This is a genomic window from Bacillus sp. CR71, from assembly GCF_003429245.1.
Lineage (GTDB): Bacteria > Bacillota > Bacilli > Bacillales > Bacillaceae_G > Bacillus_A > Bacillus_A thuringiensis_S.
This window is the reverse complement of sequence record NZ_CP031748.1, coordinates 3,854,449-3,870,838: the sequence shown is the minus strand read 5'-3', so window position 1 is coordinate 3,870,838 and position 16,390 is coordinate 3,854,449. Positions and strand designations below refer to the sequence as shown.

Below are 16,390 nucleotides of genomic sequence, written 5' to 3'. Positions count from 1 at the left end.
ATCTCCAAGAGATATAAGAAAAGGAAGGTAGAGAAATCTAGCTTCCTTTTCTTATTGGAACGATTATGGAATTAATAAAATCTTCCCTGTACTTTTTCTGCTCTCTAATAATTTATGTGCAAGAGCACCATCTTGTAAGGAGAATGTAGTAGGGCACTCAATGTTTAATTTGCCAGTTGCGATCCAATCGAATAATTGAGTAGATCGTTTTTTACGTTCTTCATAAGTGGTAAGAACGTTCCAAAGGTCTCCGCCAGTTAAAGTTTTTGAAGTATCCATAAGCATACGTGGATCAACTGGCGCAGGATTACCACCAGCCATTCCGTAAAATACGACAGTACCGCCAATTTTAGTAGCGTTAAAACTGTCCTCTAATGTAGAACCTACTGATTCATATACAACATTTACTCCAGTTCCATTAGTCATTTCAAGTACTTTCGTATGCCATTCTTCGTTATATAAAAATACGTGATCGGCACCAGCTAATGTAGCTATCTTTGCTTTCTCTTTTGATGACGTTAAACCAATTACTTTTCCGCCATATAGTTTAATCATTTGAACAAGAAGTTGACCGACGCCACCAGCTGCAGCGTGTACTAAAGCTATATCACTTTGTTTTAGTTGATAGCTATCTTGCGTTAAATAATGTGCAGTTAATCCTTGTAATAAGACAGAAGCAGCTGTTTCAAAAGAAATAGAATCTGGTAGTGGGATTACTTTTTCAGATGGAACGGCAACTAGTTCTGCATTTGCAAATGGGACGTCCGCAAATGCAATACGGTCTCCTAGGTTGATAGTAGTAACGTCAGCTCCTACTTTTTCAACAATTCCAGCTCCTTCATAACCTAATACATAAGGCGGATTGCCAGCAAGATGATAATCGCCGCGGCGTCTATAAATATCAGCGAAGTTTAATCCGATTGCTTTCGTGCGGACTAGAATTTCATTTGGATTTATGATTGGATCATGTATTTCTTTATATTGTAGTACATCTGGATTTCCAAACTGTTCGAAACAAAGTGCTTTCATATGGAATCCCTCCATTTGTATTGTTTGTCGATGCTCTTTATCATACAATACAAATATCAATAGGCAAAGAGGATTATTTTGATGAAATCAATCGGAAATATCGATTGAAAAGAGGGATGATAAATGGAGATAAAACAATTAATTACATTTAAAGTAGCAGCAGACACTTTGAATTTTACACAAACTGCAAAGAAATTAAATTTTGCCCAATCAAGCGTAACGGCACAAATTAAAACGTTAGAAGCTGAGCTTGGTACACCGTTATTTGAAAGATTAGGAAAACGCCTTTTCTTAACTGAAGCAGGAAGAAAGTTTCAACTATATGCGGACAAGATAATCGCACTTAGTAAAGAAGCAAAGACGGCCGTGAAAGATGATGAGGAAATAGCAGGTACGTTAATAATTGGTGCACAAGAAAGTCAATGTACATACAGACTGCCTTCTATATTAAAGAGGTTTAAAGCACAATTTCCTCAAATAAAACTTATATTTAAACCAGCACATTCCAATAAAGATGCAAAGGAACAATTGATGGAGGGGAAAGTAGATCTTGCATTTATTTTGGACGAATGTAAAACAGAAGATGTTTTACATGTGGAACCACTTATGAAAGAAGAATTAAAAGTAGTAGCTGCTCCTACGCATCGTTTACTTGAACAACCTTCAGTTTCTATAAAAGATTTAGAGAGTGAAACACTTCTACTAACAGAATTAGGCTGCTCGTATCGGACTTTATTTGAAGAACTATTTCGTACAGAAGATGTGTATCCAGCAAATAAAATTGAGTTCGTTAGTGTCGAGGCAATTAAACAATGTGTTATTGCAGATTTAGGTATAGCTGTTCTACCAGCGATAGTAGTAGAAAAAGATATAAGAGAAGGGACAATAAAAGAGTTACATTTAGAAAATGCAATTTCATCGATTTATACACAAATTGCTTGGCATAAAGATAAATGGATGACAGCACCACTGCAGCAATTTATTGATGTAACAAGGGAGTTTTTTACAACGGATTAAGTGGAGAAATATTTATTTTATATAAAAGAAAAAATGGCAATTTTGTATAAAGAACCGATGCTTGAATATAACAAGTATCGGTTCTTTTATGTTTTAAATATAGAATGCTATAAAATGTGTATTTCTCAACTTTTTTTCTTACAAGGATAAGTAAAATTCTTCGTATATTCCAATAATCATCAGGGAATTTACAACGTTTATTCGTTTCTGTAAGATGCCTCTAGGAAGAGTGAAAGGAGGGCTTACATAGCAGTATAGCTTGTCTTTAGTATACGTACTTATTGTGAGGGGGAATTTAAAATGTTTAAAAAGTTAATGAAAGTATGTGTGTTAAGTGCGGCAAGTATAGGTGTATTATTTAGTTTTCAAGGAAGTACATTTGCAGCTACTGATTTAAGTAGTTATTATGACGGGAAAAATCCAGCAACAACGAAAGTATACGGGGGAAGTACAACATGTGATGCAGATGGATTTAATGCAAAGTCTACAGCAGTTTATGAAGGTAGTAAAAAAGTGGGGACAGTGTATTTACGTTACAGTAATAAATGTCATGCAGCATGGGCTAAGTTTGTGTTAGATCAACCAGCACCAGCTGTTTCGGGAGGAGTGTACGCGTACGCTGTTGTAAATAAATACAAAAATGATGTATTCCAAAAATCAGTTACTTCTAATCAGGGGAACGGCACAATAAAAACAGGTCAAACGAGCACTTATACAGGAATGGTATTTGATTTAACTGCTGATTTCGGATACACAGCAGATGCTGAAGCAGTTACGTTTAATAACGGTTACGGGAAAACAGCACGTTACTAATAAAGGAGTGAAATTATATGAAACTTTTAAAAAAGACGAGTGCATGTTTATTGCTATCTTTACTCGTTGTAACTAGTATGTTTAGCACGATTAATAGCGATAAAGCATATGCAGAAGATCATTCATATGATGGGAAAAGTCCTTATTATAATAGTTGTGATCAATCCGCAGTAACGAAAGAGAAGAAATGGATAGATTCAAATTCTTATGTAGAATTAAAATTTAGCACGACGTGTAAGACGGCTTGGGCGAAAGTTACTGTAACTCGTCCAGCAGTTTATAATAACGAAGCTGATGCAAGGGTTGTTAGAAAAACAGATGGAAAGGCATATACTTGCGGAAGTGCTGGAGGAAATGGTGTTGTAAATAAAGGACAAACATCATGCTATACGCCAATGGTATATGACTTGGATCCAAGAAAAGCGCAAGCACAGGGGAAACATGCCATTCCGAATAGCGATGCTTATAATTATGCGGAGACTATTTGGTATTGATGGAATTATAAAAAATTTAAGATAGCATATTTTAAGAGCATGTTTTGACTGGTTTTCAAAGCATGCTCTTTTTGTTCGTTTATTCAGTGGTAACGAATAGCAAGACTCTAACTTCGAGCTTTGATTGAAGTGAAGCGGATAGCGGGATATTTCGTAAAGGTCTAATTCAGTATGGATATTTCTTTCGGGTATTGGGATAATTTAACATAACTTATTTTCATCCTTCGAAATTTATGCTCTAATTAAAACAAAGGAGGCAAGTAGATGAGTAATGATATTAAACGATATGTAATTTGTACTTTTATAGGTACATGGACACTTTGGGGGTTATTAATTAGCTTGATAAGATTAAACATTACGACATTTGGTACGCCGTTTGCAATGATATTATTTGTTTTCGGTGGGATCATGCCGGCAATCATTGCGATTAGTTTAAAGAAAAAATATGGATCACAAGAGGAGTTTAGAAGTTTCATTAAAAATATTGTAAATCCTAAACATCACTTTGCATGGTATATTCTAATCATTATTCTAGCTTTTATAAGCTGTTATCTTCCAACGATATTTGGTGGAGCAACAGTGCAAAAACCATTATACGTGGCATTAATGAGTTTTCCGATAATGATCATTGGTGGAGGTCTTGAAGAAATTGGATGGAGAGGAATCTTACAACCTGCTCTTCAGAAAAGGTTTTCAGAATTTTTTAGTACGATTATTGTGAGCATTATATGGGCTATTTGGCACTGGCCGTTATGGTTTATTCCGGGCACGAATCAAACTCAAAGGGATTTTCTAGCCTTTATAATTACGACAATTGCCGTATCTTTCTTATTAACTACAATTATTAACGCAACTAAAAGTATTTTTATGTGTCTAATTTTTCATGCGCTTCTTAATTCTTTTTGGAGTGTGTACGTGCCAAATGATAAAGTGTTACCAGCGTTTTCAACTTTTATTTTCGGAATTTTCGTGTTTATTTTGTGTACATTCATAATAAAAAGAAAAAACCTCTTATTGATTAGGTAACTGAAATTATAAAAGGAAACATATTAATATATTTTTTTATGGATATGAAACTAGTTAGTAAGAACACGACACAAACATAATTAAAATATATTACAAGTTTGTGTCGCAAAAAAATTGCAGAACTATAAATAACATCAAAAAGAATGAAGAGCCTTTTCATATATAAACAATGCTAACGACAGTTATAGTAGTTGAGTTGTTAGAATTAACTAAGATCTGTATCAGGAGGATTGTATCCAAGGTGACGAGCCATTGATACAATTTGTCCTTTATGATGAAACTCATGTGTCTCTGTATGAGTTAAAAGCCATAACGGTGTTGTACTCCAAGGTTCTTTTTGCCATTTCACTTCATTTGCTATATTTTCGAGCCAACGGTCATTGTATTCATCTAAAAAACGTTGTACAGTCTCATCTACTAACTTAAATCTAGCACGGACTTTCGTGATATCTGCATGCTCAATTTCATAATCACTAGCAAATGAAAAATCTGCTCGTTTTTGTTTAAATGCGAATGATCCAAGCCAGTATCGATAGCAATCGGCTACATGAATATGAGTCTTTATAATGCTACCGCTTCCGAAATTAGGAACTGTGCTATGTAATGTTTCTACGGGGATTTCTTCCAAAAACGAAAATAGAGTTTCTCTTGTAGAGCTAATAAGATTATATTGTTGTTTTAAAATATGTAACATGCAAGTACACTCCTCTTTTATTTACATAGTAAGTAATTCTATATTTACGAGGAGTGAACCTTTTTATTATTTTTAATAAGCATATTAGATGTATTTCTTATTTGTTTCTGATAGATTAAACAAGGTGAAACGTTAATAAGTTGAACATTCTTAGTTCATAATAAATTGTACATCAAGAAGGGGAACGATAAAATGAATAGACTAGTGGGTTTAAAACAATTTGAAATAACGCGCGGGGCGTTACTTAAATTTATGGAAACGTTAGATGATAAAACTGCGGATACGCAGCCAGAGGGTTTTAACAATACAATTCGTTGGCATATCGGTCACGTGTTAACAGCAGCAGAAGTTTTCATGTTTGGAAAAGAATTCAAACAATTACCAACTGAATACCCAGGTATGTTTGGGTATGGATCACGACCATCTAAATGGAAAACAGAAGGACCATCGTTAGAAGTGTTAACGGCTCAATTAAAAGAACAAGCAAAACGTATTAACGAAATTCCAGCAGAAGCATTTGAAAATAAACTGCCAGAGCCATTCCTAGGATTGGAAACAGTAGGGGAGCTTTACGGTATGATGCTTTATCATGAAGCTGATCATATTGGGCAAATGAAAGCGATGGAACGTATTATTAAAGCTCTTTAGTCTTAATTGCATATAACAAGCAATACAGTTGTAATGTTAAATAATATATATACAAAAAAGGTAGATAAATTATTATCTACCTTTTTTGTATAACTTCTTGAAGGATTAGGGATTATCATCGTGGTGCTGATGAAGAAGGATAAGAGAATTTTATAATTTTTATGGTGTGATTATTAATTGTAGTATTCCTAAATATGGAATATACGTATAATAATAGAGAAGAACTAGAAATAGGGGTGAATACTATGATTACATTAGAGCAAAAGTTGGAGCAATATAAACATACATATGTACAGTTAAAGGGAGAACTAAAATGGAAAACGAGTGATTCTCGAACAGGAATGATGATTGCTGCTATGTATGCAGGTAGTGATAAATTGTTTAATCTCGAACGTTTTTTAGAAATTAGTAGTTATATTAAGAATCAGGTAGGGATGTTTTCATACTTAAAGTCTTATCATCGTTTTGTAGTGGCCGCAACATTAGATATTCACTTTACAGATTACAAGAAAGCTTTTCGGACGTTTTTAGATTTATATGAACAATTGGTCACTAGTGGCTTTAGCCGGAGTATATTTACTTATCTCGCAGCAGCTGTGCTTTTAACAGAAGAAAATGAACAGCATGGCGCGCACATTCAGCGTTCGATGCAAGTATATAAACGCATGAAAAAGGATCACCTCTTTCTTACAAGTACAAATGATTATCCGCTCGCGGTTTTATTAGCAGGACAATCAGAGAATGTAGAAACACTTATGGATCGTGTAGAACGTCTGTATCAGAAACTAGCGAAAGCTGGTTTGCGTAAAGGGAATGATCTTCAGTTTTTAAGTCATATTCTTTCACTAAAGAAGGATGTCCGTGAAGAAATGTTAGTTGCAACATGTACAAACATATGGAATTTGTTAAAACAAGAAAAGGTAAAAGTGAAACAGATGCATTATCCAGCAATCGGGCTACTAGCGTTACTTGAAGATGGAGAAAAAGAGATTTATGCTATTAAAGCGTTGATTGAAAAACTGCAGGGGGAGAAATTATTCCGTTGGCATGCAGATGCGAATATTCTTATTGCTATTCAACTGTTCGTAAGTCAGAAAGGTGAGGAAAGTAAAGCTACCAACACAGGTTTACAAACTATGATAGAAGTCCTCATACAAGCACAACAAGCAGCTATGATGGCAACGATTGCCGCTTCATCTGCAGCAACATCTTCTGCTAGTAGTAGCTCATAATATGTAACTACTTTAATAAGGAAGGTAAAAAAGCCCATCACTTTCTAATGAGTGATGGGCTAACTATTTTTACATAATCAGCATTATTTTTTCGACTCTTTCAAATGTTTGAGTTGTGTAACAATCATAATGCTAATAACAACGAGTAAAAACCATGAACTAATTTTGCTTAAGTGAACGAGATTCCACGCTTCCCGTTGATTTGGATATTGCCATGCTCCGAAAAATGTTGCGATGTTCTCTGCAATCCAAATGAAAAATCCGATAAGGAAAAAGGAGAGAACGAGTGGCATTTTATATGTAACGCCTTGTAATGAAAATTGTACAAATGTGCGAGAGAAAACAATGAATAGTAGTAAAGTTAATATCCATCTAAAATCGTATGTAAAGTGGTGTGTGAAAAAATTGAAGTAAATCATAGCTCCTAACGGCACGGCAAAAATAGCTTTCGGCCAATGATGCATTTTTAAATGCAACCTTCTCCACGCTTGACATATGTAACTCGCGACACTCGCATACATAAAACCGCTGTATAGCGGAACTCCAAAAACCTTCGAATATGCCTCTTCGGGATAACTCCATGAACCGAAATGTACTTTATATATTTCTAGTAAAAGGCCGATGAGGTGGAAGATGGTAATTACTTTTAGTTCGTCTTTTGTTTCAAGACCCGTCTTGTACATAATCCACTGCATAAGAAGGCATACGATGAGTATGAAATCATAGCGGTATAACCCTGGGATTGAAACAATTTTTGAAAGGGCTAGTGTTAAGAAAATAACAACCGGGAACAAACAGGATAATGCTTGTTCATAAGTGAAATTGAGTAGCTGTTTTATATAAAACATGTTTTCACCTTCTATAATTTTTCGTTTTAATTGAATAATCTGAAGAATAATTAAGTATACTATAGTTCTAAATGATAGAAAACTATAATTAGTTTGTTTGAAAAAACAAAAAATGTAAAATGAAGTTAATTCAATGTAGAGGAGATGTGCCAATGTCAGCGCTTATTGTAAGTATCCCGTTTATAAAGCAGTTTATGGAACTAGGGGATAAATGGGCTGAAACAATTATCCCCATTATGTAATAAAGGGGGATTTTGAAATGACAATGAATCTTTTTCGAAATAAAACGATTAAATTATCAGTTATGAGAGAAAAAGATGTTGAATTGATGGCTATGTGGCAAGAGGATAGTGAGTATTTAAGAAATGTAGATACAGATGTAGCATTCCCGCAATCTTTAAATGAAATAGCAAGTGATGAGTTATTAAAAGGACGGAGATCGAATAGTGTTTCTTTCATGGTAAGGACAGTTCAAGAAGATCGCTTAATTGGTTTTGTGGCGATTCATGGTATAGAGTGGAATAACAGAACAGGTTTATTAGCCATTGGTATAGGAGATGCGAATGATAGAGGAAAAGGATATGGGAAAGAAGCAATACATCTTATTCTAAAGTATGCTTTCTATGAATTGAATTTACACCGCATCGGTCTCGATGTTATTTCGTATAATAAACCTGCCATTGCATTGTATAAAAAGATGGTTTTTCAAATGGAAGGCTGTATGAGAGAAGCGGTTCAAAGAGATGGGAAGTGTTTTGACCGTCTGATTATGGGGATATTGCGGGATGAATGGATAGAGCTGCAAGGTTAGAAAGTACATTCGAAATTATATATGTAGTATGCAGGAGATATAATGGTAATTGGCGAAAATTTACAGTGTGTTGATTGAATTTATAAGGAGTCATGCAAAATGAATTTAGAAAAGGCAAAACCAGTAAATGAAGAGGTCGCCGAATTAAAAGAACTTATTAAAGAGTTACACGGAAGTGTGCACCAACTTCAAAGTGAAGTGCAGCAACTAAGGCACGAAAGACCAGTTGTTGAAGTGAGAAAAGGTGTTCAATTATCACCAACAATTGTCGGACAAATTGGTGGTATGATTTTAGGTGGTTTAGCAATTATCGGTATATTTTGGTGATGAAAAAAGGTTTGCAGCACGGATGCTGCAAACCTTTTGTATTTGACGATATAATTTCATGCAATACAACTTTTACATTAAATAACGTAAATATATATAAGCATGTGATAACAAGAGTGCAACAATAGTTAATGGTAAACCAATTTTTAAGAAGTCCATATAAGAGAAGCCATGTCCTTCACGTTTTGCAATACCAGCAACGACTACGTTTGCAGATGCTCCGATTAGTGTTCCATTTCCTCCTAAGCAAGCTCCAAGAGATAACGCCCACCATAGTACTTCGATTTGCGGAGAATCGACAGATAGTCCGAGTCCTGTAGCTAAGTCTTGAATAAGAGGAATCATCGTTGCGACAAATGGGATGTTGTCGATTGTCGCAGATGCGATGCCAGATACCCATAAAATAAGTATAGCTGCGAATCCGATGTCACCGTTTGTTACATCGATTACTTCTCTTGCAAGTGAAGAGATAAGTCCGATATCAATTAACCCGCCAACGAGAACAAATAATCCGGCGAAGAAGAAAATGGTAACCCATTCAACGTGGGCAAATACATCTTCAATATCATGTTCTTTCACGCCGATTAACATAAGAAGTGTAGCGCCTGTCATCGCGATAACAGCAGCGTCTACATGAATAATCGAATGAAGTACGAAGCCTAAAATTGTTAGTCCTAAAATCGAAATAGATTTTAAAAGGAGGCTTTGATCTTTAATGTAATCTTTTTCGTTTAATGCCATTAGTTTTTCGATTTGTTCAGGTGTTGTTTTTAGTTTGTTACGATACATGAAGTAAATAATGCCAAGTGTCACGATAGAAATAATAATTACGATTGGAGCTAAGTTAAGTAAAAAGGCGTTAAAGTCTAAATGCTTGTTTGCTGATCCAATCATAATATTAGGTGGATCACCGATTAATGTTGCTGTTCCGCCTATATTTGAAAACAGCACTTCTGAAATCAAATAAGGCACAGGATTTACTTTTAAAATACGTGTAATGGATAATGTAACAGGAACGATTAATAAAACAGTCGTTACATTGTCCAAAAATGCTGATCCGACAGCAGTTAATAGGGATAGTAATAATAAAATGCGAATCGGTTTTCCGCCAGCTGCTTTTGCCGCTTTAATGGCCACAAATTCAAAGACGCCTGATTGACTCGTAATATGTACGAGAATCATCATCCCAATTAAAAGGGTAATCGTTTCCCATTGAATATGTGATGTGAAAGCAGTATGTAAATCTACAACTCCAAAAATAATCATAATAGCAGCACCGAATAGTGCGATTACAGCACGATTCAATTTCTCAGAAATAATAAATCCGTACGTGATTAAAAATACGGCAATTGCAAAATAATATTGCCAATTTGCTACTTCATGTGCTGACTGTTCCAATCATGTCACCTTCTTTAAATTATGTATTCAATTGTCGAAATGTATCTCGCTGCAATAATACGGGATAAAATATATTGTAGCAAATTCAAAAAAGAAAGAAAACTATTTAACAAAGTGAAGGAAAAAATGTATTTTTTACATATCATATAAAAAATATAAAAAACACAGTGCAAATTATTAGGAAAAGTGAGCGTTGTCCTCTAATATAGAGATAGCAATTTACATTATTTTTGCGTAAAATGGTTTAAAGAGGTGAATTCCGATGGAAATAGTAAAAGATAGTTCTCTTATTCAAAATGAAATTGAACGTTTTGTAAATAAAGATGTATATATTCATTTAGAAACGACAAACGGAGCGTATGCATCACACATAAATGAAAAGATGATGACAGTTGGTGCTTTCATTCGAAATGCGATTATCCGTTTTGAACGCGGGAAGATAACTGGAACAAATCCATACCGAGTTGGTCTGAAAATGGATCACGGTTGGGTATATGCTGAAGGTATTACGCACTGGGAAGTAGACGATCAAGAGCGTTTATTATTAGCTGGACATGATAATTTAGGTCGTCTAGCAGTTGCACTTGAGTTAAGCTTAACACCATTTAAGTAAGAAGGAGGGAAACTTATGGAGAGACATGTACTTGTTGTATTTCCGCATCCAGATGATGAAGCATATGCTGCGGGAGGAACAATTCGCTTATTAACAGATCAAGGAGTACCTGTAACATATGCATGTGGTACTCTAGGACAAATGGGACGTAACATGGGTAAGAACGTATTCGCTAACCGTGAAACGATTCCACATATCCGTAAGAAAGAATTGAAAGATGCTTGTGAAGCGATGGGTATTAAAGATTTAAGAATGCTTGGCTTCCATGATAAAACGTTAGAATTTGAAGATGTTGATTTCGTTGCTGACAAAATTGAAGCAATCATTCAAGAAGTAAATCCATCTCGAATTATTACATTTTATCCAGAGCACGGTGTACATCCAGATCATAATGCATTTGGCCGCGCTGTCGTTCGCGCTGTATCACGTATGCCAAAAGAAGAGCGCCCAGTTATTCATGCTGTTGCGATTACGAAAAATCGTGAAGCAGTATTAGGAGAACCGGATGTTGTAAATAACATTAGTGAAGTATTTGATCATAAATTAACTGCATTAGGTGCGCACCGTTCACAAACAGAAGCAATGCTTGAAGACACGCATGCAAAAATAAAAAACAAAGATGCAGCAACATTAAAATGGCTGCAACTTGAACAGTTTTGGACTTATAAATGGGAGTAGGCTAGAAGGATACCTTCTAGTTGCTCTTATATAGAAAAGCGCCGTCACTTGTGATGGCGCTTTTTTTATTGAAGACTATATATTTCTTAGGGGGCTTCAAAATTTTTAAATTAACATGCAGTATAGCCTCCATCAACAAGAAGTGTTGTACCGTTAACAAAACTAGCATCATCACTTGCTAAAAATAAGACAGCTTTAGCGACTTCTTCTGGTGTTCCAAGTCTGCCTTGTGGATGAAGTGAAGCTAAATATTCTTTCTGTTCAGGATTAACACTACCAAGTAAAGGGGTGTCAATATAACCGGGGCACACCGCATTAATACGTATTCCGTATTTAGCGTAGGCAGTACATAAATTTTGAGTTAATAGTTTCACACCACCTTTTGCAGAGGAGTATGCTGTTGGGGTAGGTAATGAAACAAAACTATGAATCGAACCAGCGTTAACGATGACACCACCTGTACCTTGTTTAAGAAATTGTTCAATCGAATATTTATCAGAAAGGAATACCCCAGATAAATTAATATCAATAGTTTTTTTCCATTTTTCATAGGATAATTCGTTTGCTGGTGCATCATCAGCAACGCCGGCATTGGCATACATAATATCTAATTTACCGTATGTACTTACAGTCTCATGAATTAGCTGTTTAATATCTGCTTCTTTTGTTACATCGGTTTTAATAAATAACGTATTATATCCATGTGCATTCAATTCATCTGATAGGTCTTTTCCACGTTCAGAAAAGTCAGCAATAACTACTTTTGCACCTTCTTCGATAAAAAGACGAACGGTAGATTCGCCAATTCCACTTGCACCACCAGTTATGATTGCTACTTTGTCTTTTAATTTCATATAAACCTCTCCATTCATCAATGAATTTAAGTCGAATTTTTAAATTTTGTTATTAAACTATCAACCTTAAATAGTAAGTAGATAGAAGAAAAAGCTCGCGTTTACTTAATCGTAAAAGCCCGATTGGTGAGGGCTGATAATCAGTGAGGGATGAACAAAACCCCCACTGATTAAAGTTTTACTTTATTGTACTTTTTGATACAGTAATGGACGAAAATATTAATTTGGTCAATTTTATCATTAGATTGAATATTTGGTAAAGAGCTCTCGAAAAGAGCGAGTGCCGATGCTGAAAAATTAAAATAAACATTCAGTATTATTTGTAGGGTAAGGAACAAAGGGGAGAGATGCATAACGAAAAATACTATGCTAGTTAAATAGGAAAAAGCCTTGCAGGGGGGCAAGGCTTTAAACAGGGTATTAAAAATTATTGATTTATTAAGAATAACTTCTTCTTGTGAATAAACTAATTTTAGCATGATAACTCATATATATGTGTTACGAATTTGTGAATAAAAACTCAATGATAAAAGTATGAGTGCAAGGAAATAATGTATTTGAAATATGCATTATTACACAAAGTTCAGTTGAAATAGGGAGGGAAATAAAAAAGCGCAATGAGCAAAATAATTAAGAGACGAATTATACCAAAGATTAGTGGAACGCCTAATACTAAATTTCTTTTTGCATTTAATTCTTTAGAATTGATTTTTAATAATGTATGTAAGAAGCGTATATTTTGAATTATTTAATAGAATAATATATATTTATATTGATTTAATGATTTTAGTTTTTTAAAAATGGGGAAATGGATATGAAGGTTAAATTTGCCGTAATAAAAGATGAGAACTTTGATTGTAGTTTATTGGAAACAAAATTATTGAAAACTTTTAAAGAAGTAGATTGTGAAGCAGATATTGTAAAGGTTGAGGATGAAATTTTTGAAAACAATGATATACAAATGCATTTGTCAGAAATAACCATTAATGTTACTGGGAAAAATATCGGATTTAGATCCGTTTCAGCCAGTATATTTATTGTTCTAGAGAGTTTATCAATACAGCTATTTCGTATTCATATTAGTATACTTTAAGCAGTTCAAAAAGTGGATTCTTCAGAAAATCATACTGATTATATTGAGTTGTAAATATGAAAATAATAGAAATTATCGTAGGTGCTCCCGAATGTTGGATTGCACATTGTTTGTTGTTAAATAAACAAGGGATACTTTTTCTAATTTGAACGTATCTTAACGCTAATTTATAAATAGAAGAATGGAAACATGTGAGTAATTCAATTAAAATGTACAAATAATTTGGTACGCGGATATACGGAATGTATTCACAGGTAAGAGGGTTGTCTCATAATATATATAGATTTTTCTATTAAGATGAACAGAGGGTGTGAATATATGGAAGATGTTTACGCTAAAATTGACAGTCTCAAGGCGGAGCAAAAAGAAATTATGCGAGACATTCGAAATTTAGAAACGCGTACCACTATTAATGAGAAAGACATAGCAACAATCAATAAGCAATTAGAAAAAATAAGTACAAACACAACTTGGATTTTGCGAATTATTATTAGTACGATAATAATGTCAGTTTTAGGATTGATATTAAAAGGAATGATTTAGTCTTGTGAAATAGAACAATATAAAAGAAAGAGGGGAGCTCCCTCTTTCTTTTATATAAATGAGAAGCTATAAATTTTCCGTTTCCTTTTCATCTGCATATTTTTCCTCTAAAGAAATTAATAGAGGAATGGATACAGTTACTAGAATGATTAAAGTAGTTATAAAAGATTTAGAAAGAGAAAAAGAACCTTCAATGAAAGGTGATAAAAACTTGAATGAAAGTATACTTGTTATTAAGGAAATTACTAAAAAGCTAAAAAGAGATATATTTTTATTCTTTATAGATGTCTCTATAAAGTCTTTAACACAGGTTATTACGACAAATATAGTTAATATGACAAGAGAAACAAAATAATGTGTTAAATTCGTCATACTAATAGTAGGGTCTTCTATTATGTAAGCAAGTAACTTAGATACTAATATTCCTCCAAACAATAAAATAATAAAAGCAAGTAATCCTTCTGATATATAAGTGCTGAAATTCTCTTTCTTGTTAAAGAGTTTATAGTTTAGAGTAGATTGGATTATTTGAATTAGGAATAGGGTAATAATCCATACATAATATACAAATGGTAATTCTCCTGAGAATAGAGAAATTAGAAAGTTTACTACTGTCCTTAAAATTTCAATCATTACGAAAGGCCTCCAGTTTGTAAGCTTGTGACATTAAAATATGCTAGTCTATCGTTTAATAATTAAACTTACGAATTCAAACTATTTCTAATTATTCCATAAAAAGGTGACTGCATCAAGTTATCTTTTTAACAATCCTCCAAGGCCGAGCACTAGTAAAAGAAACGTAGTATGTAATATAATTGAAAAAGTATATTTAAAAATCGATGTTAATATTACCCTCCTATAAGTATTAACATACGTAATTGAGGTGTTTTCTTTGTTGTTTTATGAACGGATTTCTATAATGGCCCCTCCTGTTCCGTAGCTAAGGAAAGTCTTTTTATTTCTGAGATTTTCAAAGTTATAGGAGGGTATGAAAAATGAAAAAAGTCTCAGTACCATCACTTTTGTTAATGATTGTTCTTGTCGCATTTCCGCAAATTAGTGAAACGATTTACACACCGTCGTTACCTGATATTTCAAAGGCGTTACATGTAAGTAATAATGAGGTGCAGTTAACACTTAGTGTGTATTTTGCTGGTTTTGCGTTAGGTGTATTTTTTATTGGGTGGTTATCAGATATAATTGGTCGTCGCCGGGCGATGTTACTTGGAATTGTCGTATATGGCGCTGGGAGTTTCTTATGCTATATTGCAAATTCCATTGAAGTTTTATTGCTAAGTCGTTTTATTCAAGCGTTTGGAGCAAGTGCAGGATCCGTGGTTACACAAACGATTCTTCGGGAAAGTGTAGATGGGCATAAACGCCATGTTATGTTTGCTCAAATTTCGGCAGTCATTGCTTTTACACCAGCGATAGGCCCGCTAGTTGGGGGCTTTCTTGATCAAATGTTTGGATTTAAAATAGTATTTTTAAGTTTAGTTGTTATGAGTGTCGGGATTTTTCTGTATACGTTTGTTTCTCTTCCAGAAACAAAAACAGACTCAGTGACAAATAAAATAAATGTCTTTTCAGTATTGAAAAGATTAATTACAAATCCGAAAGTAGTAACATATGGGCTATTAATTGGAGGAGCAAATGGTGTTTTATTTAGCTATTATGCAGAAGCACCGTTTATCTTTATCGAATACTTTCAGTTATCACCCAGTACGTATGGATTTTTAGGAATTGTTGTTGCGTCTGCTTCTATTGTTGGAGCGAAAGTTTCAAAACGTTTACTGGTTACTTATAAGCCAGAGAAAATTATATATATCGGTTGTCTTGTAATGACAGGTGGAGCAGTCGTTTTATCTATTATTACTTCAGTTGGATCAAATCCAAATATAATATATATGATTGGATTTTTAGTAGCGATGTTTATATTGCTATTAGGAATTGGAGTAGCGTTACCTAATTGTTTAAGTTTAGCATTAGTAGATTTTCAAGATGTTATTGGTACAGCTGGTGCATTGTTTAGCTTAGGGTACTATATAATTGTAACGGTGACAATTTTGGGAATGAGTCAGCTGCATACAGGCTCGTTACTGGTGATGCCACTTTATTTTCTGGTTATTGTAGTTATTATGATGGTGTTTACTAAAGTGTTTATTTTAGGTAAACAAACTTCAAAAGCAATTTAAATATGAAATGGTAAAAGGGTCTCATTAAAAATGAGACTCTTTTATATTTTATGCCTCAAAATTGGACTGGACTAAAG

19 protein-coding genes are annotated in these 16,390 nt (G+C 34.0%); 13 read left to right on the top strand and 6 right to left on the bottom strand.

Annotated elements, in window-relative coordinates; translation table 11 throughout:
- Positions 1–63: 63 nt before the first annotated feature.
- Positions 64–1,029 carry a quinone oxidoreductase family protein gene (locus DOS87_RS19445; RefSeq protein WP_000645236.1) on the bottom strand — a complete coding sequence of 322 codons (966 nt, stop codon included), beginning with the start codon at positions 1,027–1,029 and terminating at the stop codon, positions 64–66.
- A 123-nt stretch (positions 1,030–1,152) separates the two neighbouring features.
- Here DOS87_RS19445 and DOS87_RS19440 point away from each other — a divergent pair, with 123 nt between their 5' ends.
- From DOS87_RS19440 to DOS87_RS19425, 4 genes are all read left to right on the top strand, one after another.
- Entirely contained in the window at positions 1,153–2,046 is an 894-nt protein-coding gene (locus tag DOS87_RS19440) for a LysR family transcriptional regulator (RefSeq protein WP_000403874.1), read from the top strand.
- A gap of 300 nt (positions 2,047–2,346) precedes the next feature.
- The gene (locus DOS87_RS19435) at positions 2,347–2,859 is read left to right on the top strand and encodes a YjfA family protein (RefSeq protein WP_000473731.1); all 513 of its coding nucleotides are present in this window, start codon (positions 2,347–2,349) and stop codon (positions 2,857–2,859) included.
- Positions 2,860–2,876: 17 nt separating this feature from the next.
- The gene (locus DOS87_RS19430; RefSeq protein ID WP_000771161.1) at positions 2,877–3,353 is read left to right on the top strand and encodes a DUF2690 domain-containing protein; all 477 of its coding nucleotides are present in this window, start codon (positions 2,877–2,879) and stop codon (positions 3,351–3,353) included.
- A gap of 264 nt (positions 3,354–3,617) precedes the next feature.
- A complete protein-coding gene (locus tag DOS87_RS19425; protein ID WP_000063848.1) occupies positions 3,618–4,379 on the top strand; it encodes a CPBP family intramembrane glutamic endopeptidase in 762 nt (253 codons plus the stop codon).
- 205 nt (positions 4,380–4,584) lie between these two features.
- Here DOS87_RS19425 and DOS87_RS19420 read toward each other — a convergent pair whose 3' ends face one another.
- Positions 4,585–5,073, bottom strand: coding sequence for a DinB family protein (locus DOS87_RS19420; protein ID WP_000902412.1), 489 nt, complete (start codon positions 5,071–5,073; stop codon positions 4,585–4,587).
- A 192-nt stretch (positions 5,074–5,265) separates the two neighbouring features.
- Here DOS87_RS19420 and DOS87_RS19415 point away from each other — a divergent pair, with 192 nt between their 5' ends.
- Positions 5,266–5,721, top strand: coding sequence for a DinB family protein (locus tag DOS87_RS19415; RefSeq protein ID WP_001081119.1), 456 nt, complete (start codon positions 5,266–5,268; stop codon positions 5,719–5,721).
- Positions 5,722–5,915: 194 nt separating this feature from the next.
- On the top strand, positions 5,916–6,953 hold the full coding sequence (locus DOS87_RS19410) for a DUF4003 domain-containing protein (RefSeq protein WP_002162676.1): 1,038 nt from the start codon (positions 5,916–5,918) through the stop codon (positions 6,951–6,953).
- An 83-nt stretch (positions 6,954–7,036) separates the two neighbouring features.
- On the opposite strand, the gene DOS87_RS19405 is transcribed toward DOS87_RS19410, so the two are convergent.
- Positions 7,037–7,801 (bottom strand): DUF817 domain-containing protein, encoded by a 765-nt coding sequence (locus tag DOS87_RS19405; RefSeq protein ID WP_000499395.1) that lies wholly within the window; start codon positions 7,799–7,801, stop codon positions 7,037–7,039.
- Between the two features lie 259 nt (positions 7,802–8,060).
- Here DOS87_RS19405 and DOS87_RS19400 point away from each other — a divergent pair, with 259 nt between their 5' ends.
- The gene (locus DOS87_RS19400; protein WP_000178512.1) at positions 8,061–8,612 is read left to right on the top strand and encodes a GNAT family N-acetyltransferase; all 552 of its coding nucleotides are present in this window, start codon (positions 8,061–8,063) and stop codon (positions 8,610–8,612) included.
- Between the two features lie 99 nt (positions 8,613–8,711).
- The gene (locus tag DOS87_RS19395; protein ID WP_001047304.1) at positions 8,712–8,939 is read left to right on the top strand and encodes a coiled-coil domain-containing protein; all 228 of its coding nucleotides are present in this window, start codon (positions 8,712–8,714) and stop codon (positions 8,937–8,939) included.
- Positions 8,940–9,011: 72 nt separating this feature from the next.
- Here DOS87_RS19395 and DOS87_RS19390 read toward each other — a convergent pair whose 3' ends face one another.
- On the bottom strand, positions 9,012–10,337 hold the full coding sequence (locus DOS87_RS19390) for an ArsB/NhaD family transporter (protein ID WP_000437992.1): 1,326 nt from the start codon (positions 10,335–10,337) through the stop codon (positions 9,012–9,014).
- 262 nt (positions 10,338–10,599) lie between these two features.
- Between DOS87_RS19390 and DOS87_RS19385 the strand changes: the two genes are divergently transcribed.
- Positions 10,600–10,950, top strand: coding sequence for a YojF family protein (locus DOS87_RS19385; protein ID WP_000407045.1), 351 nt, complete (start codon positions 10,600–10,602; stop codon positions 10,948–10,950).
- 15 nt (positions 10,951–10,965) lie between these two features.
- Positions 10,966–11,628, top strand: coding sequence for a bacillithiol biosynthesis deacetylase BshB2 (gene bshB2, locus DOS87_RS19380; protein WP_000439483.1), 663 nt, complete (start codon positions 10,966–10,968; stop codon positions 11,626–11,628).
- A 110-nt stretch (positions 11,629–11,738) separates the two neighbouring features.
- Here the strand turns inward: bshB2 and DOS87_RS19375 are convergent, their stop codons facing one another.
- Complete coding sequence (locus tag DOS87_RS19375) at positions 11,739–12,482, bottom strand: SDR family NAD(P)-dependent oxidoreductase (RefSeq protein ID WP_000768007.1); 744 nt, start codon at positions 12,480–12,482, stop codon at positions 11,739–11,741.
- 814 nt (positions 12,483–13,296) lie between these two features.
- Between DOS87_RS19375 and DOS87_RS19370 the strand changes: the two genes are divergently transcribed.
- Positions 13,297–13,575, top strand: a complete 279-nt coding sequence (locus tag DOS87_RS19370) for a hypothetical protein (protein WP_000865002.1) — start codon at positions 13,297–13,299, stop codon at positions 13,573–13,575.
- A gap of 318 nt (positions 13,576–13,893) precedes the next feature.
- Positions 13,894–14,118: a hemolysin XhlA family protein gene (locus tag DOS87_RS19365; RefSeq protein ID WP_000390464.1), complete on the top strand. Its 225-nt coding sequence runs from the start codon at positions 13,894–13,896 to the stop codon at positions 14,116–14,118.
- A 66-nt stretch (positions 14,119–14,184) separates the two neighbouring features.
- Here DOS87_RS19365 and DOS87_RS19360 read toward each other — a convergent pair whose 3' ends face one another.
- Positions 14,185–14,751 (bottom strand): DUF5823 family protein, encoded by a 567-nt coding sequence (locus DOS87_RS19360; protein ID WP_000570035.1) that lies wholly within the window; start codon positions 14,749–14,751, stop codon positions 14,185–14,187.
- Positions 14,752–15,113: 362 nt separating this feature from the next.
- Between DOS87_RS19360 and DOS87_RS19355 the strand changes: the two genes are divergently transcribed.
- Positions 15,114–16,313, top strand: coding sequence for a multidrug effflux MFS transporter (locus DOS87_RS19355; RefSeq protein WP_208730111.1), 1,200 nt, complete (start codon positions 15,114–15,116; stop codon positions 16,311–16,313).
- Positions 16,314–16,390 lie beyond the last annotated feature (77 nt).

Excerpts from the sequence above, each read along its gene's own strand:
- DOS87_RS19445 (WP_000645236.1), bottom strand. The coding sequence starts at position 1,029 with ATGAAAGCACTTTGTTTCGAACAGTTTGGAAATCCAGATGTACTACAA.
- DOS87_RS19440 (WP_000403874.1), top strand. The coding sequence starts at position 1,153 with ATGGAGATAAAACAATTAATTACATTTAAAGTAGCAGCAGACACTTTG.
- DOS87_RS19435 (WP_000473731.1), top strand. The coding sequence starts at position 2,347 with ATGTTTAAAAAGTTAATGAAAGTATGTGTGTTAAGTGCGGCAAGTATA.
- DOS87_RS19430 (WP_000771161.1), top strand. The coding sequence starts at position 2,877 with ATGAAACTTTTAAAAAAGACGAGTGCATGTTTATTGCTATCTTTACTC.
- DOS87_RS19425 (WP_000063848.1), top strand. The coding sequence starts at position 3,618 with ATGAGTAATGATATTAAACGATATGTAATTTGTACTTTTATAGGTACA.
- DOS87_RS19420 (WP_000902412.1), bottom strand. The coding sequence starts at position 5,073 with ATGTTACATATTTTAAAACAACAATATAATCTTATTAGCTCTACAAGA.
- DOS87_RS19415 (WP_001081119.1), top strand. The coding sequence starts at position 5,266 with ATGAATAGACTAGTGGGTTTAAAACAATTTGAAATAACGCGCGGGGCG.
- DOS87_RS19410 (WP_002162676.1), top strand. The coding sequence starts at position 5,916 with ATGGAATATACGTATAATAATAGAGAAGAACTAGAAATAGGGGTGAAT.
- DOS87_RS19405 (WP_000499395.1), bottom strand. The coding sequence starts at position 7,801 with ATGTTTTATATAAAACAGCTACTCAATTTCACTTATGAACAAGCATTA.
- DOS87_RS19400 (WP_000178512.1), top strand. The coding sequence starts at position 8,061 with ATGACAATGAATCTTTTTCGAAATAAAACGATTAAATTATCAGTTATG.
- DOS87_RS19395 (WP_001047304.1), top strand. The coding sequence starts at position 8,712 with ATGAATTTAGAAAAGGCAAAACCAGTAAATGAAGAGGTCGCCGAATTA.
- DOS87_RS19385 (WP_000407045.1), top strand. The coding sequence starts at position 10,600 with ATGGAAATAGTAAAAGATAGTTCTCTTATTCAAAATGAAATTGAACGT.
- bshB2 (WP_000439483.1), top strand. The coding sequence starts at position 10,966 with ATGGAGAGACATGTACTTGTTGTATTTCCGCATCCAGATGATGAAGCA.
- DOS87_RS19375 (WP_000768007.1), bottom strand. The coding sequence starts at position 12,482 with ATGAAATTAAAAGACAAAGTAGCAATCATAACTGGTGGTGCAAGTGGA.
- DOS87_RS19370 (WP_000865002.1), top strand. The coding sequence starts at position 13,297 with ATGAAGGTTAAATTTGCCGTAATAAAAGATGAGAACTTTGATTGTAGT.
- DOS87_RS19365 (WP_000390464.1), top strand. The coding sequence starts at position 13,894 with ATGGAAGATGTTTACGCTAAAATTGACAGTCTCAAGGCGGAGCAAAAA.
- DOS87_RS19360 (WP_000570035.1), bottom strand. The coding sequence starts at position 14,751 with ATGATTGAAATTTTAAGGACAGTAGTAAACTTTCTAATTTCTCTATTC.
- DOS87_RS19355 (WP_208730111.1), top strand. The coding sequence starts at position 15,114 with ATGAAAAAAGTCTCAGTACCATCACTTTTGTTAATGATTGTTCTTGTC.